The 25,546-nt window shown below is 40.8% G+C and carries 21 protein-coding genes and 2 pseudogenes; 5 read left to right on the top strand and 18 right to left on the bottom strand.

The genetic code is table 11. The features are described 5' to 3' along the window. Window positions 1-60 precede the first annotated feature (60 nt). Genes ACZ9AO_RS00675 through ACZ9AO_RS00665 form a run of 3 tightly spaced genes read right to left on the bottom strand, consistent with a single transcriptional unit; the run spans window position 61 to window position 3,616 of the window. Window positions 61-1,545, bottom strand: a complete 1,485-nt coding sequence (locus ACZ9AO_RS00675; RefSeq protein ID WP_476108199.1) for an amino acid permease — start codon at window positions 1,543-1,545, stop codon at window positions 61-63. A 36-nt stretch (window positions 1,546-1,581) separates the two neighbouring features. After that, the gene (locus ACZ9AO_RS00670; RefSeq protein ID WP_476108198.1) at window positions 1,582-2,712 is read right to left on the bottom strand and encodes an amidohydrolase; all 1,131 of its coding nucleotides are present in this window, start codon (window positions 2,710-2,712) and stop codon (window positions 1,582-1,584) included. 46 nt (window positions 2,713-2,758) lie between these two features. After that, window positions 2,759-3,616 (bottom strand): MurR/RpiR family transcriptional regulator, encoded by an 858-nt coding sequence (locus ACZ9AO_RS00665; RefSeq protein ID WP_251542149.1) that lies wholly within the window; start codon window positions 3,614-3,616, stop codon window positions 2,759-2,761. Window positions 3,617-4,465: 849 nt separating this feature from the next. On the opposite strand from ACZ9AO_RS00665, the gene ACZ9AO_RS00660 reads away from it, so the two are divergent. Next, entirely contained in the window at window positions 4,466-4,882 is a 417-nt protein-coding gene (locus tag ACZ9AO_RS00660; RefSeq protein ID WP_034312878.1) for a PaaI family thioesterase, read from the top strand. 153 nt (window positions 4,883-5,035) lie between these two features. Here the strand turns inward: ACZ9AO_RS00660 and ACZ9AO_RS00655 are convergent, their stop codons facing one another. Next, window positions 5,036-5,611, bottom strand: a complete 576-nt coding sequence (locus tag ACZ9AO_RS00655; RefSeq protein ID WP_476108197.1) for a hypothetical protein — start codon at window positions 5,609-5,611, stop codon at window positions 5,036-5,038. Window positions 5,612-5,954: 343 nt separating this feature from the next. Here ACZ9AO_RS00655 and ACZ9AO_RS00650 point away from each other — a divergent pair, with 343 nt between their 5' ends. Next, entirely contained in the window at window positions 5,955-6,719 is a 765-nt protein-coding gene (locus ACZ9AO_RS00650; RefSeq protein ID WP_251542142.1) for a hypothetical protein, read from the top strand. Between the two features lie 95 nt (window positions 6,720-6,814). Here ACZ9AO_RS00650 and ACZ9AO_RS00645 read toward each other — a convergent pair whose 3' ends face one another. The 7 genes from ACZ9AO_RS00645 to ACZ9AO_RS00615 all read right to left on the bottom strand — a co-directional run bounded on the left by ACZ9AO_RS00645 (window position 6,815) and on the right by ACZ9AO_RS00615 (window position 15,714). Then, window positions 6,815-8,419, bottom strand: coding sequence for a long-chain-fatty-acid--CoA ligase (locus ACZ9AO_RS00645; protein WP_476108196.1), 1,605 nt, complete (start codon window positions 8,417-8,419; stop codon window positions 6,815-6,817). Window positions 8,420-8,481: 62 nt separating this feature from the next. Beyond that, window positions 8,482-8,886: a PaaI family thioesterase gene (locus ACZ9AO_RS00640; RefSeq protein WP_476108195.1), complete on the bottom strand. Its 405-nt coding sequence runs from the start codon at window positions 8,884-8,886 to the stop codon at window positions 8,482-8,484. 84 nt (window positions 8,887-8,970) lie between these two features. After that, entirely contained in the window at window positions 8,971-10,155 is a 1,185-nt protein-coding gene (locus ACZ9AO_RS00635) for a thiolase family protein (RefSeq protein ID WP_476108194.1), read from the bottom strand. 70 nt (window positions 10,156-10,225) lie between these two features. Continuing rightward, on the bottom strand, window positions 10,226-11,374 hold the full coding sequence (locus tag ACZ9AO_RS00630; protein WP_476108193.1) for an acyl-CoA dehydrogenase family protein: 1,149 nt from the start codon (window positions 11,372-11,374) through the stop codon (window positions 10,226-10,228). Between the two features lie 110 nt (window positions 11,375-11,484). Continuing rightward, on the bottom strand, window positions 11,485-12,657 hold the full coding sequence (locus ACZ9AO_RS00625) for a thiolase family protein (RefSeq protein WP_476108192.1): 1,173 nt from the start codon (window positions 12,655-12,657) through the stop codon (window positions 11,485-11,487). A gap of 95 nt (window positions 12,658-12,752) precedes the next feature. Then, window positions 12,753-14,021: an MFS transporter gene (locus tag ACZ9AO_RS00620; protein WP_476108191.1), complete on the bottom strand. Its 1,269-nt coding sequence runs from the start codon at window positions 14,019-14,021 to the stop codon at window positions 12,753-12,755. A gap of 94 nt (window positions 14,022-14,115) precedes the next feature. Beyond that, window positions 14,116-15,714 carry a long-chain-fatty-acid--CoA ligase gene (locus ACZ9AO_RS00615; protein ID WP_476108190.1) on the bottom strand — a complete coding sequence of 533 codons (1,599 nt, stop codon included), beginning with the start codon at window positions 15,712-15,714 and terminating at the stop codon, window positions 14,116-14,118. Window positions 15,715-16,602: 888 nt separating this feature from the next. On the opposite strand from ACZ9AO_RS00615, the gene ACZ9AO_RS00610 reads away from it, so the two are divergent. Then, the gene (locus ACZ9AO_RS00610; RefSeq protein ID WP_034312897.1) at window positions 16,603-17,010 is read left to right on the top strand and encodes an Hsp20/alpha crystallin family protein; all 408 of its coding nucleotides are present in this window, start codon (window positions 16,603-16,605) and stop codon (window positions 17,008-17,010) included. 65 nt (window positions 17,011-17,075) lie between these two features. On the opposite strand, the gene ACZ9AO_RS00605 is transcribed toward ACZ9AO_RS00610, so the two are convergent. Together ACZ9AO_RS00605 and ACZ9AO_RS00600 are read right to left on the bottom strand one after the other, a co-directional pair. Continuing rightward, window positions 17,076-20,207, bottom strand: a complete 3,132-nt coding sequence (locus tag ACZ9AO_RS00605) for an SbcC/MukB-like Walker B domain-containing protein (RefSeq protein ID WP_476108189.1) — start codon at window positions 20,205-20,207, stop codon at window positions 17,076-17,078. Beyond that, the gene (locus tag ACZ9AO_RS00600; RefSeq protein WP_053534621.1) at window positions 20,204-21,349 is read right to left on the bottom strand and encodes an exonuclease SbcCD subunit D; all 1,146 of its coding nucleotides are present in this window, start codon (window positions 21,347-21,349) and stop codon (window positions 20,204-20,206) included. The genes ACZ9AO_RS00605 and ACZ9AO_RS00600 overlap by 4 nt, the downstream gene beginning before the upstream one ends. A gap of 432 nt (window positions 21,350-21,781) precedes the next feature. On the opposite strand from ACZ9AO_RS00600, the pseudogene ACZ9AO_RS00595 reads away from it, so the two are divergent. Together ACZ9AO_RS00595 and ACZ9AO_RS00590 are read left to right on the top strand one after the other, a co-directional pair. Further along, window positions 21,782-22,016: pseudogene (locus ACZ9AO_RS00595) on the top strand (transposase); the annotation flags it as partial. After that, window positions 22,013-22,174: pseudogene (locus ACZ9AO_RS00590) on the top strand (transposase); the annotation flags it as partial. The pseudogenes ACZ9AO_RS00595 and ACZ9AO_RS00590, both read left to right, overlap by 4 nt. A gap of 144 nt (window positions 22,175-22,318) precedes the next feature. Here ACZ9AO_RS00590 and ACZ9AO_RS00585 read toward each other — a convergent pair. The 5 genes from ACZ9AO_RS00585 to ACZ9AO_RS00565 form a co-directional block, all read right to left on the bottom strand. Next, a complete protein-coding gene (locus ACZ9AO_RS00585) occupies window positions 22,319-22,747 on the bottom strand; it encodes a DUF2621 domain-containing protein (protein WP_034312903.1) in 429 nt (142 codons plus the stop codon). An 80-nt stretch (window positions 22,748-22,827) separates the two neighbouring features. Then, complete coding sequence (locus tag ACZ9AO_RS00580) at window positions 22,828-23,133, bottom strand: DUF3219 family protein (protein WP_251542097.1); 306 nt, start codon at window positions 23,131-23,133, stop codon at window positions 22,828-22,830. Window positions 23,134-23,261: 128 nt separating this feature from the next. Continuing rightward, on the bottom strand, window positions 23,262-23,489 hold the full coding sequence (locus ACZ9AO_RS00575) for a sulfurtransferase TusA family protein (RefSeq protein WP_048685981.1): 228 nt from the start codon (window positions 23,487-23,489) through the stop codon (window positions 23,262-23,264). Window positions 23,490-23,531: 42 nt separating this feature from the next. After that, the gene (locus tag ACZ9AO_RS00570) at window positions 23,532-24,587 is read right to left on the bottom strand and encodes a YeeE/YedE thiosulfate transporter family protein (protein ID WP_476108188.1); all 1,056 of its coding nucleotides are present in this window, start codon (window positions 24,585-24,587) and stop codon (window positions 23,532-23,534) included. A 161-nt stretch (window positions 24,588-24,748) separates the two neighbouring features. After that, the gene (locus ACZ9AO_RS00565) at window positions 24,749-25,225 is read right to left on the bottom strand and encodes a CcdC family protein (RefSeq protein ID WP_034312912.1); all 477 of its coding nucleotides are present in this window, start codon (window positions 25,223-25,225) and stop codon (window positions 24,749-24,751) included. Window positions 25,226-25,546 lie beyond the last annotated feature (321 nt).

The raw sequence follows: 25,546 nt of genomic DNA, 5'->3' as shown, positions 1-25,546 counted from the left end.
CTGGGCTATCATGTAAATGATCTTTCTTAATAATACTTTCCTGCTTTTTTACAAAAGAGGTTATTCCACTTTACTGAAATCGGCCTCTTGCAATGGAGTCATTTTTGTTCTCTTTACGATTTTATAACCTAGAAAAGCCAGGAAAAATAAAGGAAGCCCGATATAGGAAATTAAAATTCCATACCAATCAATCTCAGGACCGAAAAATGCAGAGTAATTTTGTCCCAGGATTGCCGTAACACATAAAAGTGTGGCTAATATCGGACCGAATGGATACCATTTTGATACATAAGGCAAATCTTTCAAATCTCTACCTTGTGCAATATATGCCTTCCGGAAACGATAATGTGTAATCGAAATTCCTAACCAGGATAAAAAACCGGATAATCCTGCAGCATTCAATAACCAAGTATAAATCGTGCCTTCACCGAAAAGAGAGGTCAGGAAAGCTGCCATCCCAACGATGGTAGAAAAGTACACAGCGTTCACTGGAATGCCGCCTGAATTCACTTTTTTTAGAAACGAAGGGGCTTTGCCTTCTTTCGCCAGCACCCAAAGCACGCGAGAAGCTCCGTACATGGCCGAATTGCCTGCAGAAAGAACGGAAGTAAGAATGACCACATTCATAACGGAGGCAGCGATGGCAAGCCCAGCGTTTTGAAAAACTAGAGTGAAGGGACTTACCGCAATATCTTCAATATCCGAGCTTAACAAACGCGGATCATTATAGCTTATTAAAAATCCAATCACAATTATCGCCAATACATAAAACAAGAGCAGTCTCCAGAAGATTTGCTTAATGGCTTTTGGTATATTTTTTCTTGGGTTTTCACTCTCGCCGGCCGCAATTCCTACTAACTCGGTACCTTGAAAGGCAAATCCTACCACCATAAAGACACTTATAATAGATAAAAAGCCTCCTTTAAACGGTGCCTCCCCTTTGGTGATATTTTCAAAACCTACGGCATCCCCTCCCATGATTCCAACAATCATTAATAAACCTACTGCAATAAAAATGATAATCGTCAAAACCTTTATAATGGCAAACCAGAATTCTGATTCTCCATATCCTTTTACCGATAAAATATTAAGGCCAAATATGAGTGCAAGAAATAATGCGCTCCAAATGATGCCTGGAACAGAAGGCAGCCAATATTTCATTATCAGGGAGGAAGCTGCTAATTCCAGTGCGACTACGATTGCATTGTTATACCAATAGTTCCATCCGACCGCAAATCCTAATGCAGGATCGACAAACCTTGATGTATAGGTACTAAAAGAGCCTGTAATAGGAATAAGGGCAGCCATTTCGGCTAAGCTTGTCATCAAAAAGTAAACCATGATCCCGGCAATTATATAAGCAGCCACAGCTCCTCCAGGACCCGCAGTATGAATAATGGAACCGCTTGCTAAAAATAGCCCCGTTCCAATGGTGCCCCCGATTGCAATCATCGATAGATGCCTTGGTTTGAGTTTTCGCTCCAGTTGTTTTTCATCAGCAGCTGTTTGGCCCCCGGTTTGTGATGTTTGTGCCGTATTTTCCATAAAACACCCCTTCATTAATTTTTTAAGTGAAAAATTTTACTCTTCTGCCGCCATCATGACTGTGTTAATTAAAATTTTCGTTCCATAAATAAGTGCTTGTAAATTAAACTTCATATCCGGATGGTGCAGACCAGGCGTTAGATCGCAGCCTAAACCCATCATGGTTGCAGTTATTTCAGGATTTTCGGCTGTATAAAAATGAAAATCCTCTCCTCCTTGAGAAACACAGACTGAAACGACATTTTCCATCCCAAGGATATCTGCAATTGCGGCCTCAGCCAGCTTTATCGCCTTTTCATTCAAGGTAGCAGCTGGGACAAATTCTTCCGCAGACCAGGAGATGGATGTTTCAGTTTGTTCCATTGTCTGTTCAAAAGCTTCCTTTGTTAAGCGATTTAGTTCATTCATTACATCATTTGACTGTGCTCTGGCATCAATAGCAAAGACAGCTGTTTCCGGGATAACGTTTGATGCTTTATTGTTTGTTTCAAATTGAGTCATTTTGATGGAATAAGGAATTTCGGTTTCCAGATTAATCTGCTGTAATTTTTTGACAAGCAAAGCTGCTGCTTCAATTACATTTATTCCATCTTGCGGACGGGATGCATGAGCCTGAAGGCCTTTGAGTGTACCCCTTATTGTTTCGGCTGAGCCATGGACAATGACGGGGGAAGCCTTCATATAAGGAACCTCCGTACTGGGTCTTACATGTACCCCGAATAAATATGTAACATTCTCCAACGCGCCATCATTTATCATTTGAAGAGCGCCTTCCCCATTTTCTTCTGCAGGCTGAAATATAAACCGGAGAGTGTGTTTAGGCTGGATTCCGCTGGAGGCAATGGCCAATGCTGTATATAAAACCATTGTGCTATGTGCGTCGTGTCCACATGAATGATTGGCTTTAACAACTCCATCTACTTCCTGAACAAGCGCATCCATATCAGCCCTTAATGCTACAACCTTTTTTGAAATGCCTGGAATCTCGGCAATGATTCCATAATGGCTCTGAAATGTTTTTACGGTTATGCCCGCTTCCCTAAGACATTTTAAAATATAGCAAGACGTTCTTTCTTCCTGCCAGCTTGGCTCAGCCAAAGAATGCAACTCATGGTAGGACTTCATCAATGTTTCTTGATGGTGATCAATATATTGAATCGGGTCCATAATGATGCCCCTCCTCCTTTACATGAATTTTAACTTTATTAAAAACTCATTCATTAAACACTTCATAGCTTGAATATAGCCTTTCTAATTTTTGCTGATGGGTATATATCCGTTTTGCGTCTTTTTGATGGATGCCTGCAATGACCAAGTCCAACAAGCTAATAACGGAAGCGATTGAATTGGTTCCGGTTTCTGCGTTTTCTTCAGTTGTCAGTGAAATATCAGAGATGCGTCCAACTGGTGACAGAAGGCGGTCTGTAACTGAAATTAAACAAACTCCTTGTTCTTTGGCACACTCAGCAACTTTTAATGTTTCATTTGCATATCTTGGAAAGGAAAAAACAACTAATGCAGACTTATTTGTGAGATTACAAAACTTTTCATAGAAGTCTCCTGTAGGTGAACATAAACTTACATTTTCCCTTAATGAACTTAGCGTATAGGAGAACCAATAGGCGGCGGCATGGGAAATCCGATGTCCTGCAATCAATATTTGGTCAGCCTGGATCAGAACATCGACTGCTTTCCATATGTCCTGAACGTTCGTATGATCTAATAGATGTCTTAAAATATGAACTTCGTTTTCTATCACTTTTGTAAAGGGATCTTGCTTGTCATCAATGCGGAGAATGGAATCAGTATTGGATAAGTCTATTTGATTTTGGTGCAGCAGCTGTTTTTGAATCCTTGACTGCATTTTACTAAACCCTTCAAATCCCAAAGAATAGGAAAAGCGAATGACCGTTGTTTCACTAACCTCCGCTTCCCGACCAATTTGAAATGCCGTTTTAAACGCGGCTTCATCCAAATTTTCAATCAGATAAGCGGCAACTTTTTTTTGACCTGCCGATAGATGATCAAATTTTTCTTTTACTAATAATTTAAATGGAAGATGTTCCACCATATCACTCCTTTCTGATGAATTAAATACTTCTTTTTAAAATTATAACGAAGTTAATACTTCTCTTTTTTATACACTATCACAATTTAATTAGAAAAAGAAGAAGTTTTTGATTTTTTAGATAATTATCAACTTCAAACTTCCCTACGTTTTTTTATAAAATAACATGCCCGTTGATTTCTGAAATCCGCTCCCTTTCCGCCGACTGTCTGCTACGCCTCCTCGACGCAAGCGTCTGTGGGGTCTAGGCTAGCCAGTTTTTCGGCAGGAGTGTCGCAATTTTCTTCCATCCAATGAGGATTACATCTGAAAAACTTAAAGTATAAACTAGTTTAAAACTTGGTTCCGAATAGAGCAGCCTACAGTTTTTTCTTTTAAAACACAAAGTTGATTGGAACGGAAGGTACGAGACTCCTGCGGGAAAAGCGTGGCATGGGAGACCCCGCAGGCGCGCCGAGGAGGCTCCCGCCCGCCCGCGGAAAGCGAGTGCCTGACGTGGAAATCAACGTTCCCATTTTATAAACCCACAAAAAAAGACTGTCGGCAAACAAAAATTTTCTAGTTTGTTGACAAAAGGATTCTATCTAAATAAAACAAAGTTAATTGGAACGGGTGTGCGAGACTCCTGCGGGAAAAACGTGTCTAGGGGAGACCCCGCAGGCGGAAGCTGAGGAGGCTCCCCAGACCGACCGCGGAAAGCGAGTACCTGGAGTGGAAATCAAATCCACCACCAAATTACATTTCTTGGTCCGGGTCTCTAATTACTTTATTTGTAAAATCAATAACTTCATTGACACCAAGATATATGTTAGAATATTCTGTAGTTTCAACTTATTCAAGGGGGGTAATTTAATGGGGGAACCATCTAAAGGAAACGAGCTTTTACAAGTTATTACAGAGGGGAAACAACCTCCGAATTGTGATCTAACGTTACAGATTGAAGCAAATTATGCCCAGGATGGAATTGCGAGAGGTGTATGGAAAGTAGATGAAAAGTTTATTAACGGAATTGGTGTAGCGATGGGTGGATTTGTCACTTCTGCAGCAGATATTATGATGGCTTATGCGATATCATCTAAATTAAGCATCGGACAATCCTTCGCATCCATTGATTTACATACTACCTTTCATCGACCAGTAAGATTAGGAGACGTACAAGTTGAAGCAAAAGTAGACCGAATCGGAAAAAAAACAGCTTATGTACTTGCAGATTTATTTCAAAATGATAAAAAGGTGGCTAGCGTTGTGTCATCAGTTATGATCCTTTAAACCATAAAAAAAGCATGTTGCACAAAAAAGCCTTTCGTAACATGCTTCTTTCATTTAGACCATTCGATAAAATCAAGTGAGCACAAGATTCACCGCTTCGCCTAATCACCTCATTGTAAATCAATTTTATATTTTCTTTTAAAAGACATCTCATCAAACAAGCCATCGCAGCACGGGGCTTTTGAGATCCATGGTGAATAGACCGTAATCAATGACGACCATTTCATCATTCTCGTTATAACCGACATTATCTAAACGCAAATCTATTGGGATAATACCGTGCCTCAGGAATTTCAATTCCAACTTGATCAGTTTCGTATATTCCTTGATTGCAAACGGCACTTTCGTGTCCACCTTCTTCATGATTATCCAGCCCGCCCCATACTCCTTAACTGGACATAAAAACTTTTTGACTTCCTCATTACAGTTATTGTATATATAGGCTTCATTTGCATTGCTTATTAGTCCTACTTGTGACAATGCAATTTTTAAAATATAGCCATTATTTAAATCATAGACGACCCGGTTAAAACCATGCCCGATTATTTTATATTTGAACTTGAGCGTTTTTCTGGCGGTAGATACTAATTGTCCAGGGGTTATATATATTTGGAATATCCCTATTTGAGATATCCAGGACTCAATGGCTTTTATCTCTTGCATGGACAGCATTGCACTTTTATTTGGCTGATGTAACCTTTCCTTACCATTGTTAATTGGCCACAACATTCCCTAAACGTCTCCTTTGTTAAAAAATTTGGTACTAGAGAGGTCTCCAGGGATGAGAAAACTATAAAAGAATAAAAGCATGTTCTCAGTTTTTCAAGATTTCCCCTTCGTTATAAATATGATATGAATCTTTTATAAAACGGCTTGTACTGTAGCTGAGAAATCATTATCATGGACAGGGCACTTCGAATCATTTGGATGAACATGTTCTAGTAATCATAAGGATCAATCTTCAGGCACTCCCCTTTCCTTCTTTTTCAAAAAAATGGTATATTATTCTTTGACATCATTGGTTTAAAACAAGGAGTGATGAAGTATTCGTAAAAGTTGGATCATTTCAGCAATGGTTGGATTATTGCTTATTTGTTTAAGTGTGATTGCCTTAAATTATTTCAAGAGCGATAAAACTGAAAAAGGGGAAAATGCGGAAGCTAAGGAATCCAAAATTCCTGAGGTTGATGAATATGGCGGGATCCATCTTGAAAAAGTCGGGGATAAGGTTCGCCAAAAAAATTGGGGAACCTTCAGATTACTAGAAACGAAGTCTATTAATGAGGCTTTTGAATTGGCACCGATGGTCATCACAGTCAAGGATATCCGCAGGATTCAATTATCTTCACTCACAGATGAAGTAAAAGAGGAACTCAAGTCCTATACGGGATTGAGTTTTGAAGATGCCTATTCGATATATTATAAAGAGAATTTATCCATGGAGGAAATCGATCAACAGGCGGCGTTGTCTAAAACGGATATCGATGAAGAGGTTTCTTATCTAGAGATAACTTATTCTGTTGAAAATAAAGATTCGAAGGAACTTCAGTTCTTCAGCATGGAAAATGTTACTTTCAATGATGATCTTACATATGATGTGCCTTCTAAAAATTTCATCCATTCCGGGGATACTTTTATGGGGACAAAAAAAGTAAGTCGATCAGATTACCAACCAGGAGAATTGAGAAAAGGCACAATTGGTTTATTGGTTGATCCAGAGGCAAAATTAGATCGGCTCGATTCCTTTTCATTCACTACCGATGATATAGCGGATGGTGAGTCTCATGATTTATTGGTGGATGGGACTTCATTTGAAATTCCCCTAAAAGGAAAGTAGATTTATAGTCTATAAACCCTAAATAAGGGGAACCTCGAATAAAGGTTTCCCTTATTTAGGGTTTCATCTGAGCTCCCTTACGATAATTGATATGCTTATCTCCCCCCGGCAGTAGGGCTCTGTGCTTCCTCCATTAATATTCTGCGCAATATTTTCCCGACAGCTGATTTTGGAAGTTGCTCCCTGAACTCAAAACTTCGCGGCACTTTATATCTGGCCAATCGTTGCATGCAAAACTCCTTTATTTCCTGCTCCGAGACTGACTTTCCTTTCTTTAAGACTATAACCGCTTTTATCGTTTCCCCACGGTATGAATCCGGTACTCCATACACACAAGTCTCTTTTACGGCTGGATGCTGATAAATAATATCCTCGACTTCAATTGGATAAACATTATAGCCGCTTGCAATGATCATATCTTTCTTCCTGCCTACGATATAAAAATATCCCTCTTCATCCATCGTCGCGATATCCCCAGTGTAAAGCCATCCATCCCGCAAAGCTGTTGCCGTTTCCTCTGGATTTTCCCAATATCCCTTCATTACTTGCGGACCTTTAATGATCAGTTCGCCTCTTTCTCCTGCTGGCAATTCATCAACGCCTGTTTTCAAATCGACGATTTTAGCATCGGTATTTGGGTATGGAATTCCGATACTTCCTTGTTTTTTCTGTCCTATGACTGGATTACGGTGTGTAGTGGGGGAAGTTTCCGACATCCCAAATCCTTCTAATATTGTAACCCGTAATTTTTTTTCGAACTGTTGAATGATTTCTATCGGGAGCGGCGCAGAACCACAGCTGCAGTACTTAAAGCAGCATAAATCGTCCGCCGTCAAATCCGGGTGATTCAATAAAGCAATATACATGGTCGGGACACCAGGAAAAATGGTTGGCCGATGTGTTCGAATCAAATCTACCACCTTATCTATTTCAAATTTCTCTAATGTGATATAAGTTGAACCGGCATATATGGCACTATTCAATCGTCCATTACCAAAGACATGGAATAATGGGGTCAATCCAAGCATCCGTTCGCCAGGACTTTGAAGTTGAAGGGCATTAGCCGTGAAAGCAAAATCTTGAAATACATTCGAGATCAAATTAAAATGCGTGAGCATGACCCCTTTTGATTTCCCTGTAGTTCCCCCTGTATATTGAAGAACAGCCACAGCTTCCTTTGGATCGATGTCCAGAACAGGAAGTTCCTTATCTTTCCTTGATAAATCCGTTCCAGTTTCCATTAATTGCTCGGCAGATATGAACGTTAACCTTTCAGAAAAACTTGTTAGCGCTAATATTTCCCGTTGTACCTCCCGCCCAATGAACCAATTGGCTCCGGAATCCCGTAATATATAGTCCAATTCACTCGACTTATACAGTGGGTTCACTTGAACGACCATACCTCCCAAACGATGGGTGGCATAATAGGCAATGATATATTCTAGACAATTTGGCAACATGATTGCTATACGATCGTCTTTTTGAAATCCTCGGTTGTCTAAATTCACAGCAAAACGATCTGCGGCATCCTTTAATTCCATATATGTCATTTCCCGATCCCCATCTATTACGGCTTTGCAGGTTGGGTAAAGTTGGGCTGAACGTTCAAGGAGTCCATATAAGGACAATGTTGGAATATCAAGTTCAGCAGGAGTTTCTTTCGGATAAAATCCATGCCAAGCTCTAGTCAATTTTTTCACACCTCATTCTATTCTAGTAAAATGGAGCATAGTCACTTGTCAGCCGACTTGATATCCTTGCCTCATTTATCACGAATGATTTTAAAAATTCCTGTGCCTTTTGCAATGATGTTGCCTTCAGCATCTTTTATTTCTCCTTCAGTAAAGGCAATTTTGTATCCTTTTTGAAGTACTTTTGCTTCCGCGAATAGTTCCCCGCTTGATATGCTGGCTAAATAATAGACAGTTAAGCTTGTCGTCACGACTTTAGATTTGGTGACGGAACGAGTCGCCATTCCTAGGATGGTATCCAGCATGGTGGCATGAATGCCTCCGTGCAGTGTTCCATTGACATTAAGTAAATGTTCTTCAATGTTTAGCTTTATTGTTACATTCCCTTCTTCAAACCGGATGATTTCAAACCCAATATGTGAAAAGAATGCACTACTTTCGAATTGATTCCGAATATCCTCCACTTCAACAGACAATCTTCCTCCCCCTCACTTATGCAATTCAACTTATATACGGAAAGGAGCAGAAACGTATGGGGTTTCCACTCCTTTATCGTTGGACTAAATCGTTTCAATCATGATCGCCATTCCCTGTCCGCCGCCAACACAAAGTGTAGCAACTCCATATTTTTCTTTTCTGCGAATCAGTTCATGTATTAGCGTTGTCACGATCCTTGCGCCCGTCGATCCGACAGGGTGCCCAAGTGCAATGGCGCCTCCGTTTACATTCACCTTGTTTTCATCTAGCGATAAATCCCTGATTACTGCCAATGCTTGTGAAGCGAACGCTTCATTTAATTCGAAAAGCCCAATTTCTTCAACTTTTTTCCCGGTGCGCTCCATAAGTTTTCCAACGGCTGGTACTGGACCAATTCCCATCACTTCAGGAGAAACTCCGGCAGTCGCCCAATCGACGATCTTTGCGATCGGCTGTATTTGCAACCGTTCCGCTTCACTGGCCTTCATTAACACCAATGCAGCTGCCCCGTCATTTCGGCCACAAGCATTCCCTGCAGTGACGGTTCCGTTTTCCCTGAATGCCGGTTTTAAGCTTGCAAGCTTTTCCATTGTGGTATCGGGGCGTGGATATTCATCCGTTTCAACGGTAACCGTACTCTTCCTGTCAGAGACCTGGACAGGAACGATCTCATCCTTGAACTTTCCTTCTTTTAACGCTTGCGCCGCTCTTCGTTGACTTCCCACTGAAAAGGCATCCTGTTCTTCCCTGGAAATGTTGTATCGCTGTGCGACATTTTCAGCGGTGATTCCCATCCCTAAACTTTTTCCATAAATTTCTTGAGGCTGCTGCCCAGCTTCAGTATTAGAATCAACTAGTTGGGTCCTGTCTCCCCCAAAACGGGCACTTCTTAAATAAAGCGGTGCCCGGCTCATGCTTTCCGTACCCCCGGCAACGACTATATTTGCTTGACCTGAGCTTATCTGCTGTGCTGCTGAGGTGATGGCCTGCATTCCAGATGCACATAACCGGTTTACCGTAAAAGCCGGTGCAGAATCGGGAATCCCTGATCGCAATGCTGCCACCCTCGCGACATTCGAGGATTCGGTCGTTTGCCTAACCTCCCCGAAAATGACTTCATCCACTTGTTCCGCTGCAATATTTGCCCGCTTGATCGCTTCTTTAATGGCAATGCTAGCCAAATGACCGGAACTAATCTCTTTAAATGCTCCACCGTACCTACCAATTGGTGTTCGTACAGCACTCACGATCACGATATCTTCTCCCATTTCGTTCCTCCCCCTTGAAATTCCGGATACTTGGGCAAAAGACTACCTGCCCGAATAAAACAGTAAACATTCAGCACTCTTCCAAGACATTTCTTGCAATGATTAAACGTTGGATTTCATTCGTTCCTTCATAGATCTTCGTTATGCGGGCATCCCGATAAAAACGTTCTACTGGATATTCAGCCATATATCCCATCCCGCCATGAATTTGTACCGCTTTATCCGCCACCCGATTAAAAACGTCAGAAGCGAACAGTTTTGCCATTGAAGCTTCCTTGATCACTTTTTTTCCTTCATCAATCTTTTGTGCCGCCATCATCGTCAATGCTCTTGCGGCTTCCGTTTCGGTTGCCATATCAGCAAGCATCCATTGAATCGCTTGGTTGTCAGCGATCGGTTTACCGAATTGAATGCGCTCTTTGGCATATTTGGCTGATAATTCAATTAATTTCCCACTTGAACCCACTGCTCTTGCAGCCAATCCTACTCGACCTTCACCTAAAATTTTAAGTGCAGAGATATATCCCATTCCAACTTCACCGATCACATTTTCTTCAGGTATGATACAATCCTCAAAAATGACCTGTGAGGTATATGATCCTCTTAATCCCATTTTTTTGTCCTTTTTGCCGACAGTCAAACCGGGAAAATCTCTTTCCACTAAAAAAGCGGTAATCCCCCCCTTTGCCCCTTTATCTTTATCCGTTAGTGCGAATACTGTAAAAACATCAGCTATCGGCCCATTCGTGATGAAATGTTTCGTCCCGTTCATCACCCAGTAATCACCCTTCTTTTCTGCACTCGTTGCCAAATTGGTTGCATCCGATCCCGCTCCGGGTTCAGATAAAGCAAAGGCGCCAATTTTCGTGCCTGCTGCCATTTCAGGCAAGTATTTATTTTTCAAATGTTCGGATGCCAGCTTAACCAGACCTGTACTGCCAATCCCGGTGTGAGCGCTTATTAATGAAACGAAACCATTATGGGTCCTTCCTAACTGCTCTAATACGGTAGCTTTTCCCACCGAATTTAAGCCAATTCCACCGTATTGTTCGGGAATGCTTATCCCGAATAAGCCAAGGTCTTTTGCTTTTTCCACTAAATGCTCAGGGATGGCATCTTCTTCTTCAATTTGTATGGCGAAGGGCTCCACTTCCCTTTCAACAAAATTACGGATCATTTCCTTCATTTGCTGCATTTCCTTGGTTAAAGTGATTGTCATGAGTTTATTCCTCCTTAGTTCTGTTCATGTATAGTAGCCATAGACAAGTAAGGCATTTAGGTTGAATGCTGTGCTAAATTCATTGTTTTTTTGTAAACACACTTATAAAATCAGGCTTCACGTTCAATTATCGTGGCAATTCCCTGTCCGCCCCCAATGCAAGCTGTAATAAGGGCGAACCTTCCGGCAGAACGCTTCAATTCATGAACCGCTTTCGTAATGAGGATGGCACCCGTCGCACCTAGTGGGTGTCCATGTGCAATGGCTCCCCCGTTCACATTCACTTTTGCTAGATTCATATCAAGCTCCCGATTACAAGCAATGACTTGAGCGGCGAATGCTTCATTTATCTCAATGATGTCCATTTCATTTAAGGAAAGTCCTGATTTCTCCATTACCTTCCTTATAGCGGGAACAGGTCCTATTCCCATATAATTTGGATCTACCCCTGCAACTCCCTGTGCCCTGATCGTCGCTAAAGGCTTAATCCCCAATTCCACCGCTTTTTCCCTCGACATGATGACCAATGCTGATGCGGCATCATTCAATCCTGAACTATTGCCTGCAGTCACGGACCCGCCTTCCAGAAACGCAGGCGATAATTTGGCTAGCCCTTCTTTCGTTATTTGCGGTCGAGGATGTTCATCCAATTTAAATTCGATATCGTCACCTTTTCTGACGGGAATGTGGATAGGCACAATTTGTTCATTGAACCGACCCTCTTCCACGGCTCTGGCCATATTTTTTTGGCTTTGCAGAGAGAAGGCATCTTGTTCTTCCCTGCCGACCTCATATTTTTCCGCTAAGTTTTCAGCCGTGATTCCCATCGGGGGATCGCCAATCTCTTTAGGGGACAACCTGGACTTTCTGAACTGCGGCGGCTTTGCACTGTATGGTTTTTCCGGTCGGTCCATCAAGTATGGCGCCCTGCTCATGCTCTCGACCCCACCGGCGATATAGACATCGCCTTCGCCAGCCCGGATCGCTTGTGCAGCCAAGTTGACAGCATTTATTCCCGAGCCGCATTGACGGTCGACAGTCAGTCCCGGAAGATGAATCGAGAGGCCCGTTTCCAGTGCAGTTAACCTGGCAATGTTTCCACCCCCGCTTAACACATTCCCCATGATTACATCATCTACCATACGAGGTTCTACATTCGCTCGTTTCAAGGCTTCTTTCATCACTTCTGCTCCAAATACGTGGGCAGGAACAGATGCAAGTGCACCTCCCTGTTTTCCAATTGCTGTTCGAACTGCAGAAACTATGACGGCATCTCTATTCATTTCACATCCGCTCCTTTTTCATTTTATTCACACCATTATTTGATGGCATGACTTCATTTCACCAGTTTCATTGAATGTAAGCAGGTTCGGCCTGCTTATGAGGACTTAAGGTCAAAGTTATCCGAACTTTTATTTTTAAGTTTCCCGGCCGGTTTAACGAATATCGCAAACAGGATGCCAAAAGCCAGGACAAGGATGGCCATGAACAATATCGATAGATTATAACCCAATAGTTGATTTCCTCCAGCTAGACTTATGATATAGCCAGTTAATAGAGGTGCAACAATGCCCGCTAGATTTCCTGATGATGTTAAGATACTTGTCATCAATCCCCCCCGCTCCTGCATTTCATTGATCATGATCGTTGGTCCGATTGGTAAAATGGCGTATGTAAGACCCTTTGCTAAACACATGGCGACTATCACCCAGATTGGATTTTGAAATATCATGATTGAGGAAAAGAACAATGCACCAAGAATCATGGCGCCCGCAACGACGAATACCCTTGATGATCGCCAATTCTGATTCTTCTTGAATAAATGATCAGACGCCATCGAAACCCCCATATAAATACATACAGAAACGACTCCGATTATCGCAACGCTGGTTCCCATTTGACCTGGAGTCATTTTAACGGCTTCCACTAAATAAATCGGGAGCCAAACAGAAAACCAAACAACTAAAATATACGTTGAAAAATAAGCTAGTGTAGTAAACAAAGCAGTTGGTGAAGCCAATAGCAGCAAAAAGTCTTTCACTTTTATTTTTTCCAGTTTCTGTTTCTTTTTCTTTTGGACGTTTTCGTATACTTCAACCGGATTTTCCTTTGTTAAAAATTGAAAGAGGAAGAACCAAACAAGGCTTGCTGCACCAAGTGCTGCAAAGGCAACCTTCCAGCCGAATATCGTAATTAAGGAAACGAGGATCGGTGCCACGATCATCGCACCAACGGTCCCTCCGCCAACAACAACCGAATTGGCAAAACCTTTCAGCTTCGGCGGAAACCACTTATCGGCATGGCTGTAAGCAATTGGGCTATAAGGCCCTTCGAATGCGCCAAGTAAAATCCTGTATAGAATTAATAACGGAAGAGCGGTGATAGCTAAAACGCCGAATTGCAAAACAGTCCATGTCAGCATGATGAACCCCAGAACTTTTTTAGCCCCCAGCCGATCAGCCCATGCAGCCCCAAAAATCCCTGTTACTGGGTAAAGCCAATAATAACTGCTTCCAACAAGACCCCACTCTGCATAGGTAAGATTGAATTCCTTCATGATGGGAACAGCTGCGAGGCCCACGATCGATTTATCTGCAAAATTGATGACGGCTCCAAAGAATAATAGAGTGAGAACAACCCAACGCATATGAATCCCTCCTCTTCTTTATTTTTGTTTACAAACTGGCATGCCTTCCAACGTAAGCTTCAACTTAGATGGTTGAAATCACGCTCCCCCTCTTTCAATCCTTCTCTAATTCCTCTTTAACTAACAATCTTTTTAATAGTTTACCCACTGTATTACGCGGAAGTTCTTTTCTTAATTCAAATACTTTTGGTACTTTATAAGGCGTCAATTGGGAATAGCAATATCCTTCTATTTCTTCAAGATCCACGGAAGCGCTTTCTTTAGGTACGATGAATGCTTTCACTATTTCTCCTTTTTCTTTATGTGGGATGCCAACCACAGCTGCCTCTTTAATGGCCGGATGTTCATACAGAACCCCTTCTACCTCCTGCGGGTAAATATTGAATCCGCCGACGATGATCATTTCTTTTTTCCTGCCGACGATATAGAAATATCCTTCGTCATCCATCACAGCAAGATCGCCAGTATATAGCCAATCATTCTGTAAGGCCTTTTTGGTTTCGGCTTCGTTATTCCAATAACCCTTCATGATTTGCGGGCCTTTTATGAGCAACTCCCCGACGGATGTGTTAGGCACTTCATTATTTTCATCGTCAATGATCATACAGTCCGTGCCTGGAAAAGGAATGCCAATGCTTCCTATTTTCCTTTTTCCGAAAGGCGGATTACGATGAGTGGAAGGTGAAGCCTCAGACAAACCGAAACCCTCTCCGATTTTGGCACCGGTCAGCCCCTCAAATCGCTTTATTACTTCAACCGGCAGGGGCGCCGATCCACAAGAACAACTTTTTAAACAATTCAGTCCATAGTTTTCAATTCCTGGATGATTGACGAAAGCGTTGTACATCTTTGGAACTCCTGGAAAGAAAGTCGGACGGTACTTTTCTATTTTTGCAAGTACATCTTCAAGTTCGAATTTAGGAAATAAGAGGATGGCAGCTCCAATATAGATACCTAGATTCATTGCACTTGTCATGGCATAAACATGGTAAAGAGGCGTAGCTGCCAAAACGATTTCTTCGCCAGGTTTCAGGGAATCTCCATACATTTCAAAGCTCTGCACGACATTGGAGGTTAAATTATGGTGAGTAAGCATGACACCCTTCATCTTTCCAGTGGTGCCGCCAGTATATTGGATGACTGCCGTATCTTCATGCGGGATTATCACTACGGGCTTCTTAATCGCATCCCCGGCTTCAATCATCGTTTTAAGGGAATAGGAGCCATTTTGATCATTTTCCGTATCAATGCATACATCAAATTCATATATCGCTTTCGTTTCTTCGATTGTATTTGCGGCCGTTTGGTCAAATACAATTTTCTTGGTATCCGAGTCTATTAATATTTGCAATAGTTCCCGCGGTTTATACATGGGATTAATTTGTACAACCAACAGACCCAGTGCCTGGGCAGCATAATAACAGATTATGAAATAAGGGTGGTTGGCCATCATCAGACCAATCCGTTCACCTTTAACAAAGCCCATTTCTCTCCATTTACCTGCAAGTTTGTCTACCTGCATTTTTAGATTCTTATAATCCATGGACTGGTCTTCATAAATGATGGCTGTATGGTGTGGAAACTTACTCGCTGTTATATCAAGCAGTGAATAGACGGATATTTCCGGTAGCTTCATAGATTTCATTCTTTCAACATACCATTGCTCCCATGGTTTATTTATCGTTTTTCGCACCATTTATCCCTCCGCACATACCGAATTTCATATCGTGCATGTTTGATTTATAACTATTATTATGCAACTTGCATGCCAAGTCCCAATTTAATGTGAAATCACTTATTATTAACATCAGTCAATTCATTAATGAATTTTATTCACAAATAATGCCTTTCTATAGGGGATTCATCGAAATGTGCATAATTCATTTTTGAATTTCAGATATATTAGTATAATAGGCCAAGCATAAATTACATACTTTATTTGAAAGTCTTTAGTGCAGATGAAGAAACAGGAAAGGTTTCAACTGAGGTTATTTCACCTGCTATTGTAATCCTTTTTTTATTCAAGCAAAATTTCTCTAAAAGTTACGGCGCGGAATTCAATAGATTACTATTTACAGGAAGGATATCTTTTTCTTGATTTTTTTTCATTATCATTACCTCCTAACTATATATCTAGTGAATCCATAATAAACTAAGTTTACAGTTCTGCTGAATTTATAACAAAGTTTGCTTAAGAGAAAACAGGTCAAATGCATTTTCAGAGTTGCAATTATTTTGGTGAATTATTTAAAAAATACATTTAATATGACATTTGTAATGGTATTAACTTTAATGGCAGTGAGGTGCGGGCATGATCAATCAACATGATTGATTATAAAGAAATGACCAACTCATATAGAATGGGTCATCACTTTTATTAACTTCTTGCTAATTTTCAATCCCCTTAATACCCACACACATCGTTTCTTTGTTTTGATTACTTTTCTAAAGTACTTGTTTGCCATTACATTTTTTGAACCACTTTTCCGGAATCTTTTATCATCATCCATTTTCACTTTTTCAATCACCATTCTTCATGCTCCATCATATAATACCTCAAAGGAAAACCGGGGGTATCAACATGCAAGACAATCAACATGGATCGCAAATGACTGAGGTCGAAAAGTTTGATGAATGGGTAAAAAGTTTTTTTCTGGATCCGGAAACTTGTGCGTTGGATCATCAACTTTTTTCAATTGATATATACGAAAGTGACGATGAGTATATGGTGGAAGCGGTTTTGGAAGATCATGATGTGAAAGATATTAAAGTATGCCTAAGTGATAATGAGCTATCGATCATCGTTGACGATACTCATAAGCCATTTCTTGAAAAAAAAGAAGATAAGCTACCCACACAGAGAAAAATCCCTTTCCCCTTTTCGATTTGCTCACGCAGAATTACCGCTGAATTCTCGAATCCGATTTTGGTGATTCGCATCCATAAGTTTTCCCCCGGAAAAACAGCTGAAGATATTAACATTGAGTAGTCCGTTCATTAAAAATAAAAAGAATGGCTAAGGGGAACCTCCCCTTAGCCATTCTTTTTTCTTGATTAACCAGCAAAATAAAAGGACGTCCGACTTCCTTTTTGTGTCGAAATGACTTGAAGCTGGGCATCGATTCTTTCTTTCAATTCAGGCACATGGGATATTATCCCGACCAATCTCCCGGTGCTTTGTATATCCATTAATGCTTCAATTGCATGATCAAGAGATTCAGGGTCGAGCGTACCGAAACCTTCATCGATGAACATCGTTTCAAGTGAAATCCCGCCAGCATTCTGCTGGACAACATCCGCAAGACCCAAGGCAAGTGCAAGGGAAGCCTTAAAGCTCTCCCCCCCCGAAAGGGTTTTGACATGCCTCTCTTGTCCTGTATATTGATCATACACAGATAACTCCAGACCGCTCTGGATATTCCTTCGTGTAGGATCAAGCTTTCGCAATAACTGATATCTTCCGCTTGTCATTTTCAGCAGCCTTGAATTGGCTTCTTTTAAGATATCATCTAAAAAGGCTGCCAGTACATAACGTTCAAAAGTTATTTTGAACGAGTTTTGACCTTTGGAAATCTCAGACAGATGACCGACGATACTGTACCTTTCATCCAAACTTTTCTGTTCTTCCCTAATTTGCGCCAATTTCCTTTGGATTTCTTCGTTAGTCCGTTTTTCAGCCTGCAACTCATTCTGTTTTTGGCGTAACGACTCCAATTCTTCATCTATGAAATCGAATGTCTTTTTCAATCCTTCAAGATCCGGTTTGGTCACATCTTTTAATTTCATTTCCAAATCATGAAACAGACTTAAAACACTTTGCCAATTTTGATTATACTGCTGAACTTGGTCCTCCAAATTTCCAAGAGCTGCTTCCGATATTTTTGCTGCCGTATATTCTTTATAATTGGAAAAACCTTGATTGGTCATATCAGCAATTAACTTTTCCCGCTCCTCTTTCAATTCTGTATTTAAAGCCTCGATATTTCCACTTAGGGATTCTTTTTTTGCACGGATGGCCGATTCTCTTTCCTTCACCAGTTGAAGGTTTTTTTGTGCATCTTCCAAGGCCGATTGTAAGCGTTTCTGCGTATTTACAGCCATTAGATAAGCTGCATTATATTCTTCCTCTGTCCGTATTCCGTCTGGCAGGGAATCGGTTAATCCTGTTAGTTTTGTAGAGTTTTCAATATACCTGGTTTTCCCTTGGTCCTCTTTTCTCTCTAAAGAGATCAGATTTTCCTTTAGCTCGGATGCTTTCTCTTTTAAATCCAGCAACCTTTTTTCCAGATCATTTAATACTGACTTTTTCCGCATCAATTCTTTTAGCTGTTCTTGCAGCACTTTTCCTTTTTGTACAAACTGCAGCAAATGCTCATTAATATCTTCATTCCTAAACTCCGGCATGTCATTTTGTAAGTCACTTAGCTTCTCTTGTGAAGACTCTAACAGTGCGTCATATTTGGATTTCGCTTGATAATATTCACTTTCAGCTTGGCTTTTTTGTTGTTCCGCCGTTTTCAGCTTGTTTTCTTGCTCTTTCAGTTCCAAATCCGTCGGCATATGCTCATGCAACTGTGCTGGTTTTGGATGACTTTGTGAACCGCACACAGGACAATTTTCTCCAGAGTGCAACATGGAAGCAAGCATACCCGCTTGGCCTGATCGCCAGTTTCGGTTCAGGGTTTCCAGTTTTTCCTTCTCCTGAATTTGTATTCTTTGTAACTCCTGGAACCGATTATTCTTTTCATCGAGCACTCGTTTCGTATTCTGGATTTCATAAAGAACTTCTTGAAGCTTTTTAATTTTCGATAAAGCTGAATGATTTCTTTCTGCTTCAATTTCCTGATCACGATAAAGAACAGCCGCTTTTTCCGCTTCTGTTTTTTCTTGAGCGACTTTCTCAGCTTCCGCTTCGACCGACAGATGTTCCGAAACAGTTTTTTCACGAAGTCGTTTACAAGTTTGCCACTCTTTTTCATCTAAGGTAACCTGTGCTTTTAAGCTTGCAAAAGTCATGACAGCCTCTTTTACCTGCTCAAGCTGATGAACAGCTCGGACTGCCTGCTCTCTTTCATTTTCCTTCAACATTTCCTTATCATAGGAATCCTGCTTCTCAATGCGCTCAGTTCGTAACTTCTCGGACTGCTCACTTAACTTTTGAAGTTCGGCATTCGCATCTTGCACTTGTTTGCCAATTCGCAAATAGTATTGTTCCTGCTTTTCAAGTGAAGCCGCTTTGTGTGCCATTTTCATTTGTACTTTCACTAGTTCCATTTCTGGCAGCTTTGCTTCAAGAGCCTCCTTTTCTTTTCGCAGTGTTTCTTTTTCCGAAAATCGATTTAATAAATCGACAGCTTTTGAAAGCTCTTGATTTACTTGATCACGAGCTTTTTGCTTTTCCTGTATTTGGTTATTTATATATTCATTTTTTTCTGTTGCTTGCAAAATGACTTCCTGTAACAACGGTAAAACCTGCTGTTCATTAGGCTCTTCCCCTTGCAATTGCGCCTGCAGCTCTTCATGATTTCCAGGATGGATGCCTTTCATCAATTCAATTCGCCGCTGAGCACTTTTTTCGCTTTGCTTTCTTAGGATGGAAGCCTCTTCTTTTAATTTTTCTTCTATTCGTTTATAAAGTTCAGTATGAAATAATTTCTGGAGAATCTGTTCTTTATCCTTGCTGTCGGAAGTTAACAGTTTTCGGAATTCATTTTGTGGAATCATCAGGATTTGCCGGAATTGGTTCGCATCAAGTCCAATGAGTACTTTTATTTTTTCTTCAACTTCCCGTACATTCGCACCCAGCAATTTTTTTCCTTCAGGCAATACCTCATATAATTCAGCCTTTGCTCCAACCGTAGTTGTTCCTTCACCTGCTTTTTTCTTCCGTTCCTGCTGTGGCGACCGGGTCACCAAATACGTTTTTCCACGCAGGATAAATTGTAATGATACTTCAGTCAACAGATCATCTTCGGCAAACTGACTTCGTAAATCTTGCCCACTCCGATCTTCACCGCTGGCTTTTCCATATATCGCAAAACTAATCCCATCAAATATCGTTGTTTTCCCTGCGCCTGTCTTTCCAGAGATGACAAACATGGTCCGTTCCCCAAGGGAATTAAAGTCAATGGTTTCCCTTCCTGCATATGGTCCGAATGCCTGCATCGTTAAAATATCCGGTCTCATTTCAAAGCCTCCTCTTTCTTAACAGCTTCAATTACCGAAACCATCAAATCCTGCTTTTGTGAATCAAAGTCCCTATCTGTCATTTCTTGATAAAACGTTTCAAACAGGTCCAATTCTGATTTCCGTTCATCTTTTACAGAAGTGAAGGAATTTTTCCTCCTAAGGTCGGTCAAATCCCATTTTCGCTCCAGATGAAGTACGTTCGGATAAATCTGACGCAAGCGGTTAATAGGATCGATGAGTGCACCCTCATCATTTAGTGTTATTTTCAAATAGTCATCCCTTTTTTGCGATTGATAGAAAGCGGGATCAAGCAACTCTTCCATAACCCCGGATATTTCCCTCATATCGAATTTGGGTGTCAAAGAACGATAGCGTATATTAAAACTTCCATCTTCTTGCATATCGACGATGGAAAGCGATTTATTCTGCTTGGCCTCGGAAAAAGAATATTTTAATAGTGATCCAGAGTAAAACACCTTAGGATGACGTATCGCGTCTGGACTATGTAAATGCCCAAGTGCCGTATAATCGAACGCATCGAATAAGTCGGATGAGACACAGCCAGAACCACCTACCGACAAGACCCTTTCCGAATCGCTCGTTTTTCCGCCTAATACAAAAGCATGTCCTACAAAGACATTCGGCTCATCACTATTGAAATTCTCGGCTATCGTTCCGGTTATCCGCTTCATTGCTTCTTGATGGGAATGGATACTATCATCTTCAAAAAGATGGCGGACCGTCCCAGGTTCTGCATAAGGAACACAATAAAAGTTCACGCCCTTGATGCGAACCGGCTCACATGTTTTTGTCAATTTCCCATGAATGTATAACTGACTATGACGATACCATGATGAACCGAATGCGAGTCTTTCCGCAGAATCATGGTTTCCCGAGATCGCAACGATCGGTGTATTCATTTTCACATTAATCGTATAAAGGATTTCATCAAGAAGCTCCACCGCTTCAGTCGGCGGGACGGAACGATCATATAAATCACCGGCAATCACCACGGCATCCGGTTTTTCCTCTTCGACAATTTCTATGAATTGCAAGAGTGCATGCCTCTGGTCATCTGTCATATGTACCCCGTGAACGATTTTACCTAAATGCCAATCAGCCGTATGGATAAATTTCATAGTTTCACTCCGTCCTAAATTTTACTTACTATTATTATATCAAAAATTTAACGAATAGCATGGTTTGGGTACAAACGTTCTAATTTTTACCACACAGCTCCATTCTTTTCCTTATTCAAAATGAAAAAAGCAAACTCCAAATGAGTCTGCTTCTGAATTTAGACAAACGCGATGAAAATCGAGTTTGTCTACATTTTTTTGCTTGTACAAATTTTGACGTTGATTTCCACTTCAGGCACTCGCTTTCCGCGGGCGGTCCGGGAGCCTCCTCGGCGCACTCGCGCCTGTGGGGTCTCCCTTAGACTCGCTATTCCCGCAGGAGTCTCGCACCTTCCGTTCCAATCAACTATGTTTAAAAATTTGGATAGAACTCCTTTTGCCTACAGTCCTTTTTGTTTTAAAATAAATCTATTAAAACTTGAGGTGATGAGGATGCTTTCGAAACATCATTCTATTCAACGAGAACAACTTGAAATGAATACTTTTGATCAACTGGTGCCGCCGAACCATTTGGTTCGTAAAATGGAGGCTTCCATTGACTTCACTTTCATTTATGACTTTGGTGAAAGATATGTATTCAGAGGTAGGACGCCGAAGTAATGATCCAGTTATTTTAGTTAAACTGACATTCATTCAATATACCTTCGCTATTCGTTCCATACGACGATTAAGTGTGTATTCGCGGATGCAAAAGAAAAGCAAGTTATGCGTTGGAATACTTTAAGGGGACTTAAAAAATTGTCGATGCAAGCGATGCTTACTTTCACTGCCATTAATTTAAAGAAGATGGCCATGTGGACATGGCAAGGTCCTAAAATAGCATAACCTAGTGGCTCGAAGAGCCCAAATCTCTTAACCTTTGGTCAAAATTTCAAAGGGAATTTTAAAAGGGGTTCGAAATTTTTTTATTCTGAACCCCTTTTGTCTACAAACTGAAGCAGACTCCAAATGAGTCTGCTTTTTTCATCATTAGCTGAATAAGTGTTCATATGGACCCATATTCACCTTTCTTTCAGCTAATTTTTTTTGTAAAAATTTATGATCACGTTTTGGTGTGGCAATGATATAGCCGCGTATCACTAAATCTTCCGTAATATCGCCCGCTTTTTCCTTTAAAGCCAACTCTCCGATTTTCCCTGCGATTTTATGTCGTGCAACATCACGAAAAAGTTCTGGCACAGGGCTCACTAAATCTTCTAGTAATTCCTTTTGCTGCTTTGACCATAAGTGCTTTGTTTGATCCAAATAGTATTCTTCCCAATCCATATCGGATTTCCCATCTTCTTTTGGAAATCTTTTCAGGAACTTTCGAAACATGAAAAAGCCACCTATGCTCATCAATATAATTAAAAGGGCTACCCAAAATAGAATGAACCATAAAAACCATCCGCTAAGCAAAGTACCACCTCATATGTATAGAATGATCGTCACTATTATTATAGACAGTAACCCATATCTTTACAAGACTGGCAATGCAATCATTCTTGACCGTTCACTTCCAGCAAGACGAGCGAAAAATCCCCTACCGCATTTTCTTCATAAAGATTCGTGACCGAAGTTGCATAGTTAAAGATCTCTGCACGAAACTCCTCGTTTGAGTGTGGAATCTTTAAATCAAAAACCATCTGATAAAGCAGTGTAGTAATATCATGATATTCACTATGTGTGACCTTGAAATTGAAACTGACTTTTCTGATTTCCTTACCTTCAGAATCCTTTACAGTTTCAGAAAGAAAATCCGTAACTTGCAGTGGAACATCATTTAAAATGACCTCGTCAACCATTATCAACATCTCCTTAAAAAAGTGGTTAAAGACATGTTATCACTAGAAACTTTCAGCGCCAATTATTCAACCTTGAAAAAATGAAAAAACGTGCACAGGAAACCTGAGCACGTTTTCTTCAAATCAATTTACTTTCCTTTTTTAACGATTATACGCCATTTAGCGTCATCGATTTGCTCGAACTCGGTGATTTCATGACCTTCTGTAGCAGCCCAACGCGGAATGCTCTCCGTTGCTTGTGTGCAATCGAAATTAATGATCAATTCCTCACCTTTTGCCATGTCCACAATCGCTTCTTTTGCTTCCACTAAAGGAAATGGACATACCATTCCAGTCGTTTCCAATACTTTTGCCATTTAATATTCCACTCCTTGATTAAAAAGTTTTTGACTTGTATCTTAAGCCGCTTTGGATGCAGCGGCCGCCTGCTTTTGTTTTCGGATGATCGTGAAATAAGTCGCTACCCAAGTACCCAGCAGGAAAAAGACAATTGCAACCCAACCTTGCCAAGCAAATAACGCCGAGTTCACCAGGCCATTTCCGATAGTGCATCCCCCGGCAACACTTGCACCGAATCCCATGGTTACACCGCCAATTGCATTATTACGTAACGTTTTCATATCAGGCAAACGCCAACGGAATTCCCCGCTCCCTTTGGCAGCAATGAAAGAACCTAGGAAAATGCCTACTACTAAAAACGTGCCCCAATCGATTAACGCATCATCTCCAGTGATAAGGAAAGTTAAAATGTTCGCGGAAGGCGCTGTAATTCCAAGTCCGAACATCCTCCCTGTCATTGCACTCAGCGGCCAAGCCATGATTGCAATAAGGCCGACCAATAATGCTGTCACAAAAGGATGCCAGCGTTTCTCGAATAAGATGTGGGCCAATCCCGTTTTTTTCGGTTTCATTTTAAAGATTGGAAGTTTCGGTTTTCTCAATTCACGAATCACCAATATGCCAACCAAGAGAGTCACAATAATCACAAGCACCCAAGGCGAAACATTTAACGTTTCATGAATATACGTATCATTTGTACGATAAGATAACAGATTATCCCCTGCCACTTTCCATACACCATATTTCGTCATTGCTGCCCCTAGCATATATCCAAAAAGGGCAACCCAACTTCCGATCATGCCCTCTCCGGCACGATACCATGTTCCAGTGGCGCAACCTCCTGCCAGAACCATACCAATACCAAAAATAAAGCCACCCACAATGGTTCCCAGCCATGGAAAACCATCATTTCCAAACTGAATGACCCCTGTATCATTCAATGCATAAACTCCAATACTTTGTATCGCTATAACAACAAATGTAGCCAAAAACATCCGTCCATCTTTAGCTAAAATCAAATCACGATATGCACCAACAACACAGAAACGGCCTCTTTGAAGCACAAATCCCAGTAGTAAACCACAAATAATCCCTAACACAATCATTTGTAACATGTACCGTTTCCTCCTTAAGTAAAATAATAATAATATAATATAATTCGGATGAAATTACTAGGTTTTTGGATTGATTTTTTTCTAATGAAGTTCCCATGCAAATGAAAAACCCGAGTCATCATGAATAACGACTCAGGTTTTGTAGATTATTCCTTTGATTATCAAACCATACTGCCTCCGCCGAAACTGGCTGCTTTAACTTTCTTATATTGGTAAAGCATGGCAATTCTCCACGGAACGATCATCGCAAAAGCAAGTAAGAAAAACATTCCGCTCAATACACCGATTTCAATCGTGCTTCCCAGCATCAGCTTTGCCACCAGTCGAATCACCATGAGACCAATCAATATGAATATGAACGCTTTAGAGCGCAGAATATAAATTTTTTCATCTCTAACTTCAAATTTAGATGTTTTGATCAATAAGATGGAAAATAACATCCCTGCAACAAGAGCCTCCAACAATTCGTATCGAGTGACCCTGAACATCGGGAAAATAAACATCAAGGCACCGGTACTCATAAAGAGCGGCGGTAAAATGATTTTCTTTTCATTCACTGGTTTTTTCGTTTCCTTCATCCGTAATATGAAAACACCTATAGCCATCACAATCGCTATACCTGTTGATATATATATCATCTCTTAACCATCCTTTTAACTAATAATAGGTAAGTACCATTAAAAATTATATATGACTTCAATTTATAAACAAAGTATATAGTACCTATTTAAGATAAACAAGGAGGTGTTTATTAATTAAGCTCGCTTTTGATGATGCTTCCAATTCCCGCCCTCGACAAAAGGCATGACGATAAAACCTTGGCCCCAGCTTCTATAGCCTTCGTCAACCATTTTTGCATTATGAACATCGCTGCCTGAAGTTCCTACTTAATTTCTTAGATCAGGATTTAATTTCTATATAATATTCAATGCTTACCGCCCAATCCCGCCTTCATCAAC

The organism is Peribacillus sp. TE19612, assembly GCF_056279465.1.
Note: the sequence above shows the minus strand (reverse complement) of the source record. Positions and strands in the feature narration are given on the sequence as shown.